Origin of the sequence: Sorangium sp. So ce296, from assembly GCF_051529605.1 — a bacterium.
Classification (GTDB): domain Bacteria; phylum Myxococcota_A; class Polyangia; order Polyangiales; family Polyangiaceae; genus Sorangium; species Sorangium cellulosum_D.
In genome coordinates this window covers 6,649,286-6,666,328 of sequence record NZ_CP150325.1, presented here as the reverse complement: position 1 = coordinate 6,666,328, position 17,043 = coordinate 6,649,286, and the positions used below count along the sequence as shown (strand labels likewise).

Sequence of the window (17,043 nt, the reverse complement as noted above, 5' to 3'; positions counted from 1 at the left end):
GCCGCGGCGCTCCTGCGATGGCGCGGGCACGCCGTCGCTTCTCCGTAGCGCGCGCCCTCCACGCGTCGTCGCCGCACGCCGGCGCTGGGCCGAGGTGGGCTGGCACCCGCCCGCGCAGCGCCGGCTCGTAGAGCCTACGCGTCTCGTGGGCTGGGAGAGCGGAGGTAAAAAGGGTTCACCTCCTCATCGAGCGCTTCAAGATCCTCCGAGCTCGACGTGTGATTGAGTTGCATAAGGACCGCCCGCGCGGCCTCCTGCAACCCGAGGGGCGGTGCTTCGGTGCCGTCCCATGCCTCGCAGAGCGCTCGGAAGCTCTCCAAGCGCTCGAGCAGCGCTCGCCACCAAGCGCGTGTCTCCGGATGATTCCGGCGAACAGGCCGGAATGTCGCGAGCAAGCTGTCGATGTGCGCGAGCGCCGGACGCCGCAGATCCGCGGGAGGGATCTTCGCGACCATCTTGGGCGAGGCGAGATAGCCGCACCACACGATGGCTGCCGCGAAGGTGACCGTATCGGGCATCGCTGCCAGCTCCGCCGCGGTAGGCGGCAGGCCCGGGTCGGGGTCTTCCGGGCCAGGCTGCGCTTCAGGCGGTGCGCCTTCCCAGCCGTCCCACCCGCCGGGCGGCTCCGGGACCGCGAACACAGCGAGCATGTCACGCGCGGCACGCTGGATTTCGGCCGGGATCTCCGCCGATGGCGACCAGCCCTGGCATAACGCGAGGAGTCTCTCCACCTGTGGCGCAATGTCCAGCGGCCGTCCACCGGCGCTGAGCCCTGGTTCGGGGCCCTGGCCGATGACGGCCAGGAGCTCGCTCAGGAGCTCCAGGACGTGCTCGCGTGACGGCATCGCGCCGGCTTTGCGCGCTGCGCGCGACGACGCGAGCAAGCCTGCCAGGTTCAGGGCTCCTGAGACAACTTGCGCCACCCGGGCAGCGCGCTTCGAGGCGTCATCAGCGTCCATGGCAAGTCCCTCGATCACTTCGGTCGACAGAGCTGAATCCAGGGGACCATGCTGCTTCCGATGGCGGGCTTCAGTGTGATGGCAGCGCCGACGACGTCAGCAGCGTCGTAGCAGGTATAAGTGCACCATCCATCGACGATCAGATTGCCAAGGTTCCAGACGTCAGGGCACGTCCTGCAACGACCATCGCCGCAGTCGTTCAGCACGCATATCTTCGCGAATGAGCACTTCACGCTCGACTGGCATCGAAGCGGTGGATCCATACACTCGACCTTGATCGGGTACCCGGCGGACAGCAAGGTCGGGTCGATGGATGCGACCCATTCTTCGGCCAGCTGCCAGGCCAGCTCTGTGTTCTGCTGAATGAACTGTTCAAGTGCCTGCTGGTCAACCACGGCTGGATCGGTGAACTGCGACTCGGTGAGGCCAGAGAGCGCATAGGCTGCATAAGCTGCCCTTGCATTCACCAGTGCAAGTTCCCTTGGGTCAGCGCTGTAGGCCGCATCGATCGCAGCCTCCTCTTCCGGAGTAAACGTCGTGCCATCCTCGACGCCATCGTCCATCGGTGCGGGCTGCTCCTCGTCTGGCGTGGGCCGCGTCTCGTCTGGCGTGGGCCAGCTGTCCTCCCTTTCCCCGCCTTTCCCGATCCGGATCGTGCATGCCGGCATCATGATCGCGCTGACGGTGCCGAAGACAAGGAGAGCTCCGAGCCTGCCTGGAAGATTGCTCTTCGACATGAGGTGCCTCCGCGCCCTGATGCTAGGCGACGGTGGAATGTCTTTCCACGCGGAAAGTAAGGTGGAAAAACCGCTCGGGGCTCCCCCTCAGCCGGCCGTAGGGGTATGCCGGAACCAGCTCTGGGCGGCCGCTGCTCGCAGCCGGCTCGCGGCGCGCCGCCTCTTCGCCCGCGCCCTCACCCGGGAGCAACCGACCGGGGCTTGGCTAGCCCGAGCTCGGTCAGGTCGCTCCGTGCCTGCGCCACGCCAGTCGACGTCGGCCCTCGCCGTCGTCGCGGCACCTCCTCGCCGATGGGGAAGCGCGCCTGGGCAGCCTCCGAGCCTCGCGGTACAATCCCCGCGTGAACCTTCCCGAGCTGGAAGCCGAAGCCCTGAAGCTGCCCGTCGCGGAGCGCGCACGTCTCGCAGAGACGCTTCTGGCAAGCCTGGATGAGCTCTCCGAGGACGAGCACAGGCGCCTCTGGACCGAGGAAGCGACGCGCCGGGACGCAGAGCTTGACGCAGATCCGTCCCGGGGGCGACCGGCCGAGGAAGTCTTTCACGACGCCCGCGCACGGCTCCGGTGACGTCACCCAGATGTTCAAAGACATCCGGGTTCCAGGTGCTGGAGGGGATCCTGCCCACGGAAACTCGCTGAACTCCGCGAGGACGCTTCAGCGCCAGACGAAGCGGTAGCGCTCGGGCCCACCGTAGATGCAGAGTTCCCGCTGCGCCTTGTCCCACGTGTTGCCCCAGACGCGCGCGCGCACCACGACAGGCTCCTCCGGCGCGGGCGGCGAAGGATCTCCCTTCACTCCGAACACCTCGACGGCGGCATCCGGGGCAGCCTGGAGCGCCACTTGGAGGGCGATCACCAAATCCCCATCGCTGCGCGCAGCGACCGTTGTACGTGGCTCGCGGCTGTAGGGGTCTGCCGCGACGTCGAGCACCGAGATGCCGTCGCGGTACCACATCGAGGCATGCTGGTCCGTGCCCTCCGGCACCGGCGCGGCACCGAGCGCAGCCGCAATCGCCAGGCCGACACGCGCCTTGATCTGGCACGAGCACGGAAGCTCGCCCTCGTCCGCGCTGGCGGCGCCGAGGCGCTCGAGGCACAGCGGCCAGGACACGGCGATCGGCGTGGGCTCCAGGTGCTCGTCCTCCAGGTGCACCGCGCCCTCGGCGTCGACGGCGTAGCTCACGCTGCCCAGGATCTCGGCGCCGATCGGGACGAGCTGGCCCTCGTCCACGCTCGCGGCCTCCTTCGCGGCTGGCCGGTCCGGCCACGCGCCGACGATGCCGAACGGCCCCCACTGCAAGTTGGCGAAGCGAAGGCCGCCCAGGCGCTCTTCGAAGTCGAAAGCCGCCTCGTGCGCCGGCAGCTCCCAGCAGGAGAGCAGGTGCTCGAGCGAGGCCCGCTCGCCCTTGCGCCGGGGGTCGACGCGCGCGCCGAGCCGCAAGAGCCCACGGACGGCGCGCGGCGTGAGCAGCGGGCCCAGCGTTTCCTCAGCGCCGGTGAAATCACGGATGCGCGCACCCCGTTCGTCGACGGTCTCCCAGGACAGCAGCGTGCCCGCGAAGAGCCGTGTTTGCTCCAGGCGCGGAGGCCCTGGCGGCGCCCACACATGGCCGGAGGTGCCCTCCTCCCCAGCGCCCGCGAGGAGCGCGACCGCGCCGCCTTCGCGGAGCACCTCGGGTGACGGCGCCACCGGCGCGCTCCTCGGCGGTTCGATCTGGAACTCGCCGGCGGCTGTCGTGAGCTCCGCGCCGATCGCCTTGCACGCCGAGCCCGCGGCGCGGAGCGCGGCGACCGCGTCCTCCAGGACGGGGGTCCACACGAGCGTGTCGCGCTCCCCCTCGTCCCGGAGCGGGTGTCCGTCAGCGATGACGAGCGAGCCCCGGCGGAAGAAGCGGTGGAAGCTGTCCGTGGCCTCGACGACAGGCTCCGCACCGAGCGCTCCCGCGAGCGCCGCGCCCACGTACGGGCGGAATCGCAAGCGCAGCGCCCCTTTCGCAAGTGGCTCGAGGCTGGCGAGGAGGGCGATCTTCTCGAGCAGGGTCCAGGGGTCCGTCGCGACCGGGGTGAGCTCCTTGTCTCGCGGTGCGGCGCGCATCCGGTAGAGCACGCCACGGGCATCGATGAAGTACACGGCTCCTCGGCTGCAGCCGACCGGAACAGCAACTTCTCCGTCGGGCGTTCGCCTGGCCGGCCAGTGCACTATCTGGCGCGCTGACGAGAAGGTGAGCGAGAGTCCAAGCACAGAGAGGCCGCCGACGTCACGGTGGAACTGGAGCGCGGTGTCGAGTTCCGGGAGCCCCTTGCCGCGCAGGACGGCCCGGAGCGACGCTTCGTCCACACGGCCAGCCTCTTCGATACACGCGCCCCCAGCAGTCAGCGTGCGTCGTGAGTGCTCGGACAAATTCTCCAGGATGACGTTCAGCACCTCTGCCACCTGCATGCTCATATCACACCGGCCTTCCGTAGTCTTCATGCCGCTGGTAGCTCACGTCCTTGGGAAGCGGGTCTTTGAGCCAGCTCGGATCCTTCGGGCTAGAGAAGTTCGTGGGCTCGCCGATCCCCCTCTTCGCTCCCCGCTTGCCAGTCAGCGCAGGATAGCCCCGCTGGATCTTATCTGGTGTAGGTCCACCCCACTTCGAGTGCAGATCCGCGAGGAGCTGGCTGCAATTGGGACAGGGGGCGCGGTCGACGGCCTCTTGGCTCCCGTTCGCCGGGTTCTGGGCGCTGACGCTCGTGATCGAGCCGAGGCATTTCCGGATGTCTGCGTGATCTTCCGGATTGTCCGGATCGAGCGGCTTGCCATCGCGATTGACCTTCTCCCATTTCCGGATGTAAGCCGTGAGCGCACGGGGCTCCGCGCACGATTTTGGGTCGGGACCGCCGGGATATCTATTGTTCACGGTAGGCGGGAGCGATTGCCTGATAATGTCATGCAAATCCGGGTTCGTCCCGCCCCCGATCTCCGCCGGAGACTCCTGGCTACCTCTCGTGAAGGAGCCGGAGCTGCCGCTCACCGTCGAGAGCACCGGGTCGAGCCCATCCGGATCGACCACGAGCAACGGCTGGTTGTTCGCGTAGCCGAACGGCCGCAGGCCGCCTTGAAGGCCGATCGGATCGGCGCTGATATACCGCCCGCTCTCCGCGTCGTAGTACCGATAACGGTTGTAACACAGCCCGGTTTCCTCGTCCTCGTACTGGCCCGGGTAGCGCAGCGGCGTGGTGGCCAGGGCGCTCTCCTGTTGCTCGACGCCGCCCCACACCCGGGTCTCGAGCCGCGCGAGGACTTCGCCGTCGCCGCGGACGAGGACCGAGGGCCGCTCCGTACGATCGTTCACGTAATGAACCCACTCGGCCGCCAGGCTGCGCGAGCCATCCGGAATGGCGTCAACATGGGCCAGCGGGAAGACCGTCCCCGGCCGGAAGCAGTAGGTCCGTTGCTCCACCACGGGGGCGCCGATAGCACCGGCCGATTCGCGGATCTCGTGCACGAGCACGTCGCCATCCCAGACAAACCGAGTCAGCCACACGACGCCGTCGCTCGCGACCGTGCGCTTGCCGACCCGGCGCGCGAAGGGATCATACACGAAGCCGACGCGCTGCCCGTCCGGGGTCACGACATGTGAAAGAAGCCCGCGCGCGTCCCAGTGGTATCTCCACACGCGTCGCTGCCCATCGGATTCGGTGATGCGCCTCTCGACGAGGCGTCCATCACGGTCGTAAAGGAGCTCCGAGCGCCCGCGCTGCACGAGCTTTCCTCCAAGCTCGTAGGTCCTTGGTTCTGCGCCCGCGCCCTGCTCGAAGAGGTTTCCTGCCTCATCATAGGCATAGACCTCGGCGCGCGCCTGCTCCGGGAGTTTGGAGAGGATCTGCCCGGCTGGATCGTACGTGTAGATGACACGCCCCTTGGAGAGATCCCATTCCTCCAGGAGATCACCAGCTGGCGAGTACCGATAGGCGCGTTCACTTGTGATCTTCAGCGGCAACGGTGCGTATTCCGGGCCGACGTGACGGCCGATTCCGAGCGCACGTGACGGCTCGTTCCGACGGGACGTGACCGGGCGTTCCGGGCCACCCGACGGGGTGTTCCGACACACCTGACGGCTCGTTCCGACGCACGTGACGGGCCGTTCCGAGGGACGTGACGGACCGTTCCGACGGGGGTGACGGCCCACAGGCGGCGCTCGCGGTCGCAGCCTCATCGCGTACATGGGCGCGATGTCGGAGCGGCTATCGATGCGGAAGGTTCGAGAGATTCTGAGGCTCAAGTTCGAGTGCAAGCGCAGCCGAGCGGAGATCGCTGCAGCGGCCTGCGTCGGCGAGAGCACGGTGAGCGGCTACCTGGCGCGCGCGGAGAAGGCGGGGCTGACGTGGGAGGTCGCCCGAGAGATGACCGAGGCCGAGATCGAGTCGCGGCTGTTCCGCGACGTCGGCCGCAACGAGCCGCCCGCGCGCGTGCCGATCGACTTCTCCTGGGTGCACCGCGAGCTGTCGAAGCCGTGCGTCACGCTGCAGACGCTCTGGCTCGAGTACCGCGAAGCGAGCGCGGCACAGGCTCCGCTGAGGCCCTACGAGTACAGCCGGTTCTGCGACCTGTACGCAGGCTGGAAGAAGAAGCTCGGCGTCGTGATGCGTCAGGTTCACCGCGCCGGCGAGAAGGTCTTCATCGACTACTCGGGAAGGAAGCCGCACATCGTCGACCAGACGACCGGCGAGGTGACCGAGGTTGAGCTGTTCGTCGCGGTGCTCGGCGCCAGCAACTACACGTACGCCGAGGCAACGCGCTCGCAGAAGCTCGCCGACTTCGTCGGCTCGACGGTTCGGATGCTCGAGTACTTCGGTGGCGTGCCCGAGGTGATCGTCCCCGACCAGCTCCGCAGCGCGGTCTCCGGGCCGGATCGGTACGAGCCGGACATCAACCCGACCTACCTCGAGATGGCGCACCACTACGGCGTGACGGTGATCCCGGCTCGGCCTCGAAAGCCGCGCGACAAGGCCAAGGTCGAGGGCGGCGTGCTCATCGCGCAGCGCTGGATCCTCGCCTCGCTGCGACACCGGACCTTCTTCAGCCTTGCCGAGCTCAACGACGCGATCGCGTCGCTGCTCGAGCGGCTGAATGCGCGGCCGTTCCAGCGGCTCGACGGCTGCCGGCGGACAGCGTTCGAGACCATCGACAAGCCCGTGCTGCGGCCACTGCCGGCGCGGCCGTACGAGCTCGCCGACTGGAAGCACGCCAAGGTCAACATCGACTACTGCGTCTGCTACGACGACCGGCTCTACAGCGCGCCGTACACGCTGGTCGGTGCGCGCGTCGAGATCCGAGCGACGGCGGCCGTCGTGGAGCTGTTCCACGACGGCGTGCGCGTCGCATCGCACGCGCGCAGCTACGGGCGGAAGGGCACGGCGGTGATCGTGGACGAGCATCGCCCCAGGGCCCATCGCGACTACGGCAAGTGGCCGCCGGAGCGCGTGGTGGCGTGGGCCGAGACGATCGGTCCGAACGTCGGCGAGCTCGCGCGCGCGGTCATGCGCCACCGCACCCACCCGGAGACGGGCTACCGGACGTGCCTGGGCGTGATCCGGCTCGCGGACAAGTACGGTCGCGAGCGCGTCGACGCTGCGTGCGCGCGTGCGCTTCGCATCGGCAGCCCCACCGCGAAGAGCGTGACCGCGATCCTGAGGAATGGTCTCGACCGCGCGCCGCTGGTCGAGCCGCCGCCCCGGGGGGCCCTGGCGCACGAGAACATCCGCGGTGCTGAGTACTTCGACAAGGAGGAGAGGAGTGATCTTGGAAGAGACGATTCAGAAGCTGGTCGAGATGAAGCTGAACGCGATGGCGGCGATGCTGAGAGAGAGGGAGGCTGCGCCGTCGGCGGAGCCGCTCTCCACTGAGGAGATGATCGGGTTGCTCGTCGACCGCGAGTGGACAGCCCGTGAAAACAAGCGGCTCCATCGCCTGCTGAAGGATGCGCGGGTGCCGGGGGGCGCGTGCATGGAGGACTTCTCCTGCGAGGCAGGGCGCGGCGTAGACAGGTCCTTCGCTCGGTCGCTGGGCTCCTGCCAGTGGGTCCGAGCGAAGCAGAACGTGATCGTGCTGGGAGCGACCGGAGCCGGGAAGAGCTTTCTCGGCGGCGCGCTGGCGCAGGCAGCCTGCAGGCAGGGCTTCCGCGCCCTCGTCATCCGCACCCCGCGCCTGCTCCAGCAGCTCGCGGTCGCGCGTGCCGACGGGACCTACGCCAACGCCCTCGCGCGCATGGCCAAGGTCGCCGTGCTGGTCCTCGACGACTTCCTGCTCGCGCCCATGACCGATGTCGAGAGGCGCGATCTACTCGAGGTCCTCGAGGACAGATACGACACGTCGTCGACCGTGATCACCTCGCAGATCCCGGTGAAAAGTTGGCACCAAGCCATCGGAGAGGCGAGTATCGCCGACGCGATCTGCGACCGCGTTGTCCACAACGCGCACCTGGTGACGCTCCGCGGCGGGTCGATGCGGAAGAAGAAGGCGGTGGCTCCCGAGGTGACCGAGACGAAGACCTGACCGCGCTCGTCGCTACGCTCCGGTCCACGTCACGCCGGACTGGGCCGTCGCGTCGCCCCGGAACGAGCCGTCACGTCCGTCGGAATACGCAGCAACGGACCGACCCACTCGGGCTGCCCGGGACCGACCACGGCACCGCCGGATTGCTTCATCACGCGGCGTCGCTCGACGCGTCCGAGGGGGTCCACTTTCGTCTGGACCGCACCGCCTCCCGGGAGCACGCGCTCGGTCTCGAACCCCTGCGCATCCCAGCGGAATTCGATGGGATCGACTCCGCCGAGGAGCACGCGCGCCGGCTGGCCCATGGCGTCGTGCTCGACCACCTCCCGGTACCCGAGGGAGGTGAGCTTCATCCGGCGCTTGCCGAGCGCGTCGTAGGCGCTGCTGACGACGTTCGTTGCTCCTCCGAAAATCTGCGTCTCGCGGGTCATCCGTCCGCGGCCATCGTAAGTGAACTCGCACTGGACGGCATTGTTCGAGGCGGAGATCATGCGACCACAGGCATCGTATGCGAATTTATCCTTCGTTGCGTCCGAGTAGATACGCTCGACGATGCGTCCGCAGGCGTCGTAGACGAACTCTGTCTTGTCACGGCTGTCGCCCTCGATCAGGGTGATTCGCCCGGCGACGTCCATCTGGTAGCGGACGTGTCGACCATCGAAGGTCTGCTCCTCGACGATCCAGCCCGCCGAGTTCCGGATGATCCGGTGGCATTCGCCTTTCTCATTGATGACGAGCGTGAGCGCCCCATCGCGATCATAGCGGTAGCGGATGCGCGATCCGTCCGGCTTTCGGAGCTCGTGCACCGCGCCGAGACCGGCCCAGCGGAGCTCGTGGACGCGCCCGACGGGGTCCGTAAGGCGCTCGAGCCGGCCGTCGGCATCGTAGGCGAACGAGTACTGACCACCGTCCGGAAGATGCACCACGACGACCTCGCGTCGGGCACTGTAGACATACCGGCGCTCATACCCGCGCTCGTCCGTCATGGCGTGCACGCACCCCAGGTAGTCGTAGCGTATGCGCTTGAAGGCACCGCTCGGCTCGACGATTTCGGTTGGATTGCCGTGCGCATCTCGGTGGATCCTCGTCACACCCCCGTTGGGGAGGGTGGCCTCCACGAGCAGGCCGCGATCATCGTACGCGTAACGGATCACGTCGCCTGACGCGTCATGGACGGCAAGGAGGTTTCCGCGTGCGTCGTGCTCGTAGCGCGTCCAGACCCCGTGCGGGTCGATGATTTCGGCCAAGTTTCCGGCCTCATCGTAACGATACTCGGTCGTGGCGCCCATGGGATCGACGGCGCGGACGACATTTCCCTGCGCATCTCGCTCCCAGCGCCAGGTCGCGCCAAGCGCATCCGTATAGGCGAGCAGGTTACCGTACTGATCGTAGGAAGACGTGTGAACGCCGACACCCCAGGCGACCTTGTCGATCTTGCCAAGTCCATTTCCGAAGTAGCGGCGCACCTGCCGTGAGTCGACGACCTCGGTGTATCCATCACCACCGTATTCAAGCTTGCAATGATACACGCCCCTCGCTTCCGTCGTCCTGTCTGCCAGGAATGCCGGTACGTCGTCCGCGAGGCTTGGATCACGCGCGCCCGGGTGCTCCCCCCACGTCTCGACGCAGCGCCCCTGTGCATCGTAACGATACACCACGCGCAGGCCCGCCGGATACGTGTGAGACGTCATGAGATGCTCGGAGTAAGAAAACCTCGATGCGTGCCCCTCTGCATCCGTCGCACAGACGAGGTCCCCAGCTGTATCGAAGGTGTAGGTCCGGTAGGCGATCCACCGGCCCTGCGACGGGCTGTTCTTTACCTCGAATGCCGCGATGCGGCCGCCCTGGTGGCGGCGTACACGGACGACACGCTGCACGCTGTCGATGATCGACTCGAGTACGCCATCACGATAGTTGAGCTTGATCGCATTTCCATTGCGGTCGATGATGCGGCTCAGTAGCAGGCGCTGACCCGGGTTGGGAGTGCCTGGGAATTCATGTCGTCGGCCGTCCGAGGTGATGAGGGTGTAGCCGGTCGCGTCGTGGAGAAGCAGGGCGCCATCCTCGAGCACGGTGGAGTCTCCAGCCTCAAGGCGGCGGGAGGAGAGGAAAGTTCCCTCAGGGCGCCACACACGAACCGAGCGGCGCCGCACTTCGACTTCCCACGCGAGCGAATGTGTCCACCCGAAGCCGAGGCCGACATCGCGGCTACGCGCTGTCGACGAGTACGCGCGGGTGATGATAAGCGGCAGAGGGCCAGGCAGCGCCAGGTCGACGACGGGCTCGGTGTAGACGCGACCGGTAACGATATCGACGGGGTCACCCGCGGCAGCGCCGCCGCCCCCGCCGTGCACGGGGTTGGAGCAACCGGCACCTTTGCCCTGGCCGCAGCCGCTGGCATTCTTGCCTCCGCCATTGGCCTCGTTGCCTCCACTCTGCCCATTGGCCCCTTGCCCATCGGCCTGTCCATTGCCACCCCGTCCGTTTCCCCCTCCGCCCGCGCCGCCGCCGCCCATGATCCACACGCCGGGGTTCATGCCAGGGATCGCGGGGATGTTCGGGACGGGTGCGGTGCGGGCCATGGCGGTGATGATAACCTGATGGCGGCTGCTGTCAGCGTCGACGCGAAGCTCGCTACGGAGAAAATAGCCGTCTCTCACACGACCGCGAAGCGGCGTACCGCAAGGATTCGACACCCCCTGGTCGGTCCTCACTGGTCAGAGTCCGCAACCCCGCTTCGGTTGCAGCCCCGCCCCGGAGGAGCACCTCGCCGCCTCTTCGGCCGCGCCCTCACCCGCTCTCGGAGGTGGCCCCGATGCCCCCGATGAGCCGCGCCCCCCGTCGACGCCCCCGCCGAGACGGCGACCGAGCTGCCGACCGCGACCGAGGCCGCCCTCCTCGAGATGGTGCTCGGCCTCCCCGGCGTCGGCCCGCGCATCCTCGGCACGGCCGCTCTCCCCTCCCTCGGCCGCCTCTCGCCCGCGGCGCTCGCCGAGCGCACCCAGATCGCCCTCTTCGACGCGACCCGGCTCGCCGCCGCCTTCGAGCTCGGCCGCCGCACCCACGCAGCCCGCGCGCGCCGGGGCGCGCTCCTCACCGACGCCGCCCGCGTGGCGCGGCACTTCGGCCCGAGACTCGCCTCCCTGGTCCACGAGGAGCTCTGGATCGCCGCGCTCGACGCCAACGGCCGCGTCCGCGAGACGCGCCTGCTCGCCCGCGGCTCCGACGACGCCCTCTACGTCGGCCGCTCCACCGTCCTGCGCACGGCACTGGACATGGCCGCCCACAGCTTCGTCCTGGCCCACAACCACCCCAGCGGCGACCCGACTCCGACCCGCGAGGACGAAGCAATGACCCTGGAGCTGCGCCACCTCGGCTCGGAGCTGCACGTCCCGCTCACCGCCCACGTCATCGTCACCCCCAGCGGCCGCTACGCCGCCGTCCACGAGTAGGCCCTCGCGGGGCGCGGCGCCCCTGCGCATCCAGCCGCCAACGTCCCACGCATCGCCCCGACCGGCTGCTCCGCAAGCCTCCGGCAGCGGCGGCTCAGGCTGGCGGATGGCGCCCCCGCCCCCTCTGGTCCGGCCTGGTGAAGACCCGGGCAGGATCCGCGCAATGACGGCCGGCGAGACGCTTGGCGCCGCATGCCTGGATGGAGTGCGGCACAGCCCGCCGCGACGCGGGTGCTCGTCCGTCGCATCCGTGCGTGATACGCTCCACCCGAGATGGTCGATCCTGAAGAGGCACCTCCGGTCTACAATGAGGACGGCGTCGACCTCACGCTCATCCGCTGGATGCTGAGCCTTACGCCAGCAGACCGGGTCGCCACCCTCCAGGCCCACATCGACTTCGTCACGCTCGCCCGTGAGAGCAGGCGCGCGCGAGAACCGCATGCCCGCTCCGACGAAGATCGCTGACCTCCTCGGGGTGCTCGCCCGGCATCGAGTCGACTTCATCGTCGTCGGTGGCGTCGCCGCCGTGATCCAGGGAGCCCCCGTCAACACGTTCGATCTGGACGTCGTACACGCTCGCACGCCGGACAATATCGAACGGCTGCTCGTTGCGCTGCGTGAGCTCGACGCCGTCTACCGGATAGATCTCCAGAGGAGGCTTTCACCAACCGCCTCCCATCTGGCCTCCACTGGGCACCAGCTGCTGGCGACCAACATGGGCACGCTGGACCTTCTGGGCACAATCGAGGAAGGGACATCGTACGAGGAGCTCCTGGCCGACAGCGAGGAGCTGGATCTCGGTGAGATCTCGATACGTGTCATCACGCTCGAACGGCTCATCGCGATCAAGGAGAAGCTCACCCGCCCCAAGGATCAGGTCATGCTACAGGTGCTCCGCGCCACGCTCGACGAACGGAGACGGAGCTGAGCGCGGATGCCGTTGGCACCTCTCGCGTCGCGCGTGCACGAGGAGCTCTGGATCGCAGCGCTCGACGCCCACGGCCGCGTCGGCGAGACGCGCCTGCTCGCCCGCGGTTCCGACGACGCCCTCTACGTCGGCCGCTCCACCGTGCTGCGCACGGCGCCGGATTCAGCGCTCGCTTCCACCAAGCAAAGCGGCCACGGCTGCCCGAAGACGCGTGATTTCGCCTTGGAGCGCCTCGTTTTCCCGCCGCAGACGCGCCTCCGCCTCCCGTGAACGCGAGAGATCGGCTCTCTGCGCCTGAAGGACGTGGAGCCAATGGCGCCTCTCGACGAGCTGCGGGCGGTTGAGGTGCAGTCGCTGGATGTGAAACCAGCCACGAGGCGTGAGCCCGATCAGCCTACCGTGGACCGTCTCCTCGACGTGCACGCCGAAATCGTTACGCTGAGGGCGAAGGAGCCGCAAGCTCTCAGGTGCATCGTGTACGGGCGCATAGTCGCCCTAGAACCGGTTGCACGCGGTGCAAGCGTAGACGAGGTTCTCGATGTCATCGGACCCACCCGCTGCCAGCGGGTGAAAGTGATCAATCTACAGCTCACCCCCCACGGACGTTTCGGAAACGCCGCAGTAACCACATTGGCCACCGAAGGCGACCCGGACGATGGCGCGCGCTTCCGTCGAGACGGCCATTCACGCAGCGTGCAGCGGTCCGCCGGCGATACGGGCAAATCCGTCGAGGATGGAGGCGCGGCGCCGGTCGAACTCCTCGAGGAACCTGCGCGTGTCGGCCACGAGGGCCTGCTGCTGCGCCATGAGCTGGGCCAGCTGTTCGTTCTCGCTCTCGACCCGAGCCAGCTCGGCCGCCACGTCTCCGGCCTCGGCATGCAGCCGAGCCATTTCCGGGGCAAGCAGCGCCGCCTCCTCCGCCTCGATCCGCGCCATGAGCGCCGCTAGCTCCGCCTGCTCGGGTTCCGTCAGCGTGCCGGAGAGCTCCTTGCCACGGAGACGGTCGAGCTTGCTCTGGTCATCCTTGGTCCAGCTCATAACAGCCACCCTAGCCATACCAGGCCGGGAGCACCGGGGCAACGGCCGGCCTCTCCTACCTTGCATGAGAGCATCGTCGTTGCGCAGGACAGCTCGAACTCCGTAGCATGATCGCGAGAACTTGCGGCGCGTCGCACGTGCCTTGCCTGCGTGCCGGCCGCGGGCGGGTAGAAGCTGGGACATGCCCGGGCTGTGCGCGCCGACGATCGCGAGCGCCCGGCGGTGGAAAGGTCGAGATGCGCATGGAAAGGAGCGCGGGGGCCGCCTCCTGGATGTCCAGCTCGGCAGACGGGCGAACGAGGAGCCGGCTCATCGACGCGTCGCGAGGCGCGCACGGAGGTCGGCCTCGACCTGTTCCCAGGACCGGCCAGCCTCCGGTGCGGCTTCGTACTCGGAGAGCCGGCGATCGAGCTCGGCCTTGTGCCACTCGGGTACCGGCACCTCGTCCTCCCTCGCCGCGATCCGCTCCCAGAGCGCCTGGATGTACTCGATCTGCTCGTGCACGGTGAGATCGTCGAAGCCGGGCGGCGGGGCCTGGATGGCTCGTTCCATGAGCCGCAAGATACAACGAGGTACCGCGACGGCGCAGCACACGGCCCTCGCAGTCGAGAACGATCCGCGCCGACGACGAACCACGCACTGCGACGCCGTCCGGCCGAGCCGGGGCCGCGGTCATCGCAAGCGCCACGCCAGTCGACGTCGACCATCGGCCGGCGATGGGCACGGCGGCAGCATCGTGGCGCGGGCGCCCGCGGGATCGCGCGCATTCCCGCTCTGCCGCGCCCCCGCCCGGCCCGCCTCGATCTATCTACTCTCCCCTCATGCCACCGAGCTTCACCCAGCCCCGCCTCGTCGTCCTGCTCGCCTTCGAGGGCGTCGCGCTGCTCGATCTCGCCGGCCCTCTCGAGGCCTTCACCGTGGCGAACACCCTGCGCGCGCCGGGCGCTCCTCCGCCGTATCGCGCGATCGTCGCCGCGACGGCCGGCGGGCCGGTGCGCACCACGACCGGGCTCGCGGCCTGTGCCGAGCCGCTCGCGGCGCTCGACGACGAGGCCATCGACACCCTGATCGTGCCGGGCAGCGGGCCGCCGGAGGCCCCGGCCGTGCCGCCCGATCTCGTCGCTTGGCTCGCCCGCCGCGCCCCGCGCGTGCGCCGCACCTGCGCCGTGTGCACGGGCGCCTTCCTCCTCGCCGCCGCGGGCCTGCTCGACGGTCGCCGCGCGGCGACCCACTGGCGCTCCGCGCCGCTCCTCGCGGAGCGCCACCCGCGCGTCCGCGTCGACGCGGACTCCGTCTACCTGCGCGACGGCTCGATCTGGACCTCGGCCGGCATCTCCGCGGGCATCGACCTCGCCCTCGCGCTCGTCGAGGAGGACCTCGGGCACCGCGCGGCGATGGCGGTCGCCCGGCTGCTCGTCGTGTTCCTCAAGCGGCCTGGCGGACAGTCGCAGTTCAGCGCGCCGCTCGCGGCGCAGGCCGCCGAGGGCGGCACCTTCGCCGACCTGCATGCCTGGATGGCCGACCGCCTCGCCGGCGATCTCCGCGTCGAGCGCCTGGCCGCGCAGGCGGGGATGAGCCCGCGCACCTTCGCGCGCGCGTACACGGCCGCGCTCGGGCAAACGCCGGCGAAGACGGTCGCGGCCATGCGCCTCGAGGCCGCCTGCCAGGCCGTCGCCGGCACGGACCTCCCGCTCAAGCGGATCGCCCACCAGTGCGGCTTCGGCGACGAGCAGAACCTGCGACGCACCTTCCTGCGCCGGCTCGGCGTGGGACCGCTCGAGTACCGGGAGCGCTTCTCCGGGAACGCCCGCGCGCGTGGCAGGAAATGACCGCACTTCGGCGGGGCGCCCGGCCAGCGAGCGCGCACCCTCCTCTCGCTCGGCCTTCGCCGGCAGACAGGAGCCCCCGCCATGACCACAGCGATCGCAGGAATCCACGCCCCCGACACGCGCCTCGCCCAGGACGCGACCGCGCTCGCGCGCGAGGTCTCGGCCCCTTACCTCTTCCACCACGTGATGCGCTCGTACTACTTCGGCGAGCTCGCGGCCCGGCAAAGCGGCCTCGCCTGCGACCGCGAGCTGCTCTACCTCTCCGTGGTGCTGCACGACCTCGGCCTGACCGAGCGCTTCGCCGGCCCCGAGCGCTTCGAAGTCGACGGCGCCAACGCCGCCCGGACCTTCCTCGCCGACCGCGGTCTGCCCCGGGAAAAGGCGTCCCTCGTATGGGACGCCATCGCGCTGCACACGAGCCTGGGCATCGCGCCGCACAAGGAGCCGGAGGTCGCCATCGCCCACCTCGGGATCGGGATCGATTACGGCGGCGTCGGGCTGGAGGCGCTGCCGCGCGGAGCGGTCGAGGAGATCCTGAGGGCCTATCCGCGGCTGGAGATGAAGCAGGATTTCCGGCGCGCCCTCTGCGGCGTCGTGGAGCGGAAGCCGCACACTACGGCCGGCAATTTCCTCTCGGATTTCGGCCGCCGCTACGTGCCGGGTTTTCAGCCCTTCGACGCGAGCGCCCTCCTGGAGGGCGCCCCCTTCGACAGCTGAGCTGGACGGAGCGCTCATGAAGATCACGGCGAACCGGATCCAGATCCATGTCCGGGAGCGAGGCGAGGGCGACATCGCCCTCGTCTTCCTCCATTACTGGGGCGGCTCATCGCGCACGTGGGCGGCGGTGGCCGAGGCCCTCTCCCCGAGGTGCCGCACGGTCGCGATCGACCACCGCGGCTGGGGCGACTCCGACGCACCGGAAGAGGGCTATCGCATCGGCGATCTGGCCGATGACGCGGAGGCCGTGATCCAGGTGCTCGGCCTCGAGCGCCACGTGCTGGTGGGCCACTCGATGGGCGGCAAGGTCGCGCAGCTGCTAGCGTCCCGCCGGCCCGCCGGACTGCGGGGGCTCGTCCTCGTCGCCCCTGCGCCGCCCACGCCGATGCCGCTCAGCGACGAGCAACGCGCGACCATGGCCCGCGCCTACGACTCGCCGGAATCGATCGGCTCTGTGCTCGATCATGTGCTGACCGCGCGTCCGCTGAGCTCCGCGCTGCGCCAGCAGGTGATCGAGGACAGCTTGCGCGGCGCGCCCGCCGCCAAGGCCGCCTGGCCGCACGTCGCGTCGCTGGAGGACATTTCCGCAGACGTCGCGTCGATCGACGCGCCGGCCCTGGTGATCGCCGGTGAGCTCGACAAGGTCGAGCGCCTCGACGTCCTGCGGCGCGAGGTGGTGCCGCGCATCGCCGGCGCAGGCCTGCGCGTCCTGCCGGGCACAGGGCACCTGTCGCCCCTCGAGGCGCCCGTCGCGCTCGCCTCCGCGCTGCGTGATTTCGTCACGGAGCTCGAATCCGCGTGAGCCGGAAGCCTCCAGCACGGGTTCGGCAACACCGCGAACGGCCAG

17 protein-coding genes and 1 pseudogene are annotated in these 17,043 nt (G+C 69.0%); 10 read left to right on the top strand and 8 right to left on the bottom strand.

The genetic code is table 11. The features are described 5' to 3' along the window. Window positions 1–134: 134 nt before the first annotated feature. The gene (locus WME98_RS24810) at window positions 135–959 is read right to left on the bottom strand and encodes a hypothetical protein (RefSeq protein WP_437953515.1); all 825 of its coding nucleotides are present in this window, start codon (window positions 957–959) and stop codon (window positions 135–137) included. Between the two features lie 14 nt (window positions 960–973). After that, the gene (locus WME98_RS24805; protein WP_437953514.1) at window positions 974–1,696 is read right to left on the bottom strand and encodes a hypothetical protein; all 723 of its coding nucleotides are present in this window, start codon (window positions 1,694–1,696) and stop codon (window positions 974–976) included. Between the two features lie 341 nt (window positions 1,697–2,037). On the opposite strand from WME98_RS24805, the gene WME98_RS24800 reads away from it, so the two are divergent. Further along, window positions 2,038–2,262 carry an addiction module protein gene (locus tag WME98_RS24800; protein ID WP_437953513.1) on the top strand — a complete coding sequence of 75 codons (225 nt, stop codon included), beginning with the start codon at window positions 2,038–2,040 and terminating at the stop codon, window positions 2,260–2,262. A gap of 87 nt (window positions 2,263–2,349) precedes the next feature. Here WME98_RS24800 and WME98_RS24795 read toward each other — a convergent pair whose 3' ends face one another. Both WME98_RS24795 and WME98_RS24790 read right to left on the bottom strand, forming a co-directional pair. Further along, window positions 2,350–3,825 carry a hypothetical protein gene (locus WME98_RS24795; protein ID WP_437953512.1) on the bottom strand — a complete coding sequence of 492 codons (1,476 nt, stop codon included), beginning with the start codon at window positions 3,823–3,825 and terminating at the stop codon, window positions 2,350–2,352. 316 nt (window positions 3,826–4,141) lie between these two features. Further along, window positions 4,142–5,677 (bottom strand): RHS repeat-associated core domain-containing protein, encoded by a 1,536-nt coding sequence (locus WME98_RS24790; RefSeq protein ID WP_437953511.1) that lies wholly within the window; start codon window positions 5,675–5,677, stop codon window positions 4,142–4,144. Window positions 5,678–5,927: 250 nt separating this feature from the next. Between WME98_RS24790 and istA the strand changes: the two are divergent. Both istA and istB read left to right on the top strand, forming a co-directional pair. Further along, window positions 5,928–7,460: pseudogene (istA, locus tag WME98_RS24785) on the top strand (IS21 family transposase); the annotation flags it as partial. A 19-nt stretch (window positions 7,461–7,479) separates the two neighbouring features. After that, complete coding sequence (istB, locus tag WME98_RS24780; protein ID WP_437945317.1) at window positions 7,480–8,232, top strand: IS21-like element helper ATPase IstB; 753 nt, start codon at window positions 7,480–7,482, stop codon at window positions 8,230–8,232. Between the two features lie 29 nt (window positions 8,233–8,261). Here istB and WME98_RS24775 read toward each other — a convergent pair whose 3' ends face one another. Continuing rightward, entirely contained in the window at window positions 8,262–10,892 is a 2,631-nt protein-coding gene (locus tag WME98_RS24775; protein ID WP_437953510.1) for a DUF6531 domain-containing protein, read from the bottom strand. 243 nt (window positions 10,893–11,135) lie between these two features. Here WME98_RS24775 and WME98_RS24770 point away from each other — a divergent pair, with 243 nt between their 5' ends. From WME98_RS24770 to WME98_RS24755, 4 genes are all read left to right on the top strand, one after another. Continuing rightward, on the top strand, window positions 11,136–11,684 hold the full coding sequence (locus WME98_RS24770; protein ID WP_437953509.1) for a JAB domain-containing protein: 549 nt from the start codon (window positions 11,136–11,138) through the stop codon (window positions 11,682–11,684). Window positions 11,685–11,957: 273 nt separating this feature from the next. Next, window positions 11,958–12,149: a hypothetical protein gene (locus WME98_RS24765; RefSeq protein WP_437512688.1), complete on the top strand. Its 192-nt coding sequence runs from the start codon at window positions 11,958–11,960 to the stop codon at window positions 12,147–12,149. Continuing rightward, window positions 12,124–12,612 carry a nucleotidyltransferase gene (locus tag WME98_RS24760; RefSeq protein WP_437953508.1) on the top strand — a complete coding sequence of 163 codons (489 nt, stop codon included), beginning with the start codon at window positions 12,124–12,126 and terminating at the stop codon, window positions 12,610–12,612. Before WME98_RS24765 ends, WME98_RS24760 begins: the two co-directional genes overlap by 26 nt. Before the next feature lie 33 nt (window positions 12,613–12,645). Further along, window positions 12,646–12,882, top strand: coding sequence for a hypothetical protein (locus tag WME98_RS24755; protein ID WP_437953507.1), 237 nt, complete (start codon window positions 12,646–12,648; stop codon window positions 12,880–12,882). A gap of 225 nt (window positions 12,883–13,107) precedes the next feature. Here the strand turns inward: WME98_RS24755 and WME98_RS24750 are convergent, their stop codons facing one another. The 3 genes from WME98_RS24750 to WME98_RS24740 all read right to left on the bottom strand — a co-directional run bounded on the left by WME98_RS24750 (window position 13,108) and on the right by WME98_RS24740 (window position 14,202). Then, window positions 13,108–13,176 carry an HNH endonuclease gene (locus tag WME98_RS24750; RefSeq protein ID WP_437954021.1) on the bottom strand — a complete coding sequence of 23 codons (69 nt, stop codon included), beginning with the start codon at window positions 13,174–13,176 and terminating at the stop codon, window positions 13,108–13,110. Between the two features lie 120 nt (window positions 13,177–13,296). Then, on the bottom strand, window positions 13,297–13,650 hold the full coding sequence (locus WME98_RS24745) for a hypothetical protein (RefSeq protein ID WP_437953506.1): 354 nt from the start codon (window positions 13,648–13,650) through the stop codon (window positions 13,297–13,299). A 309-nt stretch (window positions 13,651–13,959) separates the two neighbouring features. Beyond that, the gene (locus WME98_RS24740; RefSeq protein ID WP_437953505.1) at window positions 13,960–14,202 is read right to left on the bottom strand and encodes an addiction module protein; all 243 of its coding nucleotides are present in this window, start codon (window positions 14,200–14,202) and stop codon (window positions 13,960–13,962) included. A 269-nt stretch (window positions 14,203–14,471) separates the two neighbouring features. Here WME98_RS24740 and WME98_RS24735 point away from each other — a divergent pair, with 269 nt between their 5' ends. From WME98_RS24735 to WME98_RS24725, 3 genes are all read left to right on the top strand, one after another. After that, window positions 14,472–15,479: a GlxA family transcriptional regulator gene (locus WME98_RS24735; protein WP_437335402.1), complete on the top strand. Its 1,008-nt coding sequence runs from the start codon at window positions 14,472–14,474 to the stop codon at window positions 15,477–15,479. Window positions 15,480–15,560: 81 nt separating this feature from the next. Further along, entirely contained in the window at window positions 15,561–16,196 is a 636-nt protein-coding gene (locus WME98_RS24730; protein WP_437953504.1) for an HD domain-containing protein, read from the top strand. Between the two features lie 16 nt (window positions 16,197–16,212). Next, window positions 16,213–16,998 (top strand): alpha/beta fold hydrolase, encoded by a 786-nt coding sequence (locus WME98_RS24725; RefSeq protein WP_437953503.1) that lies wholly within the window; start codon window positions 16,213–16,215, stop codon window positions 16,996–16,998. Window positions 16,999–17,043: the final 45 nt, after the last annotated feature.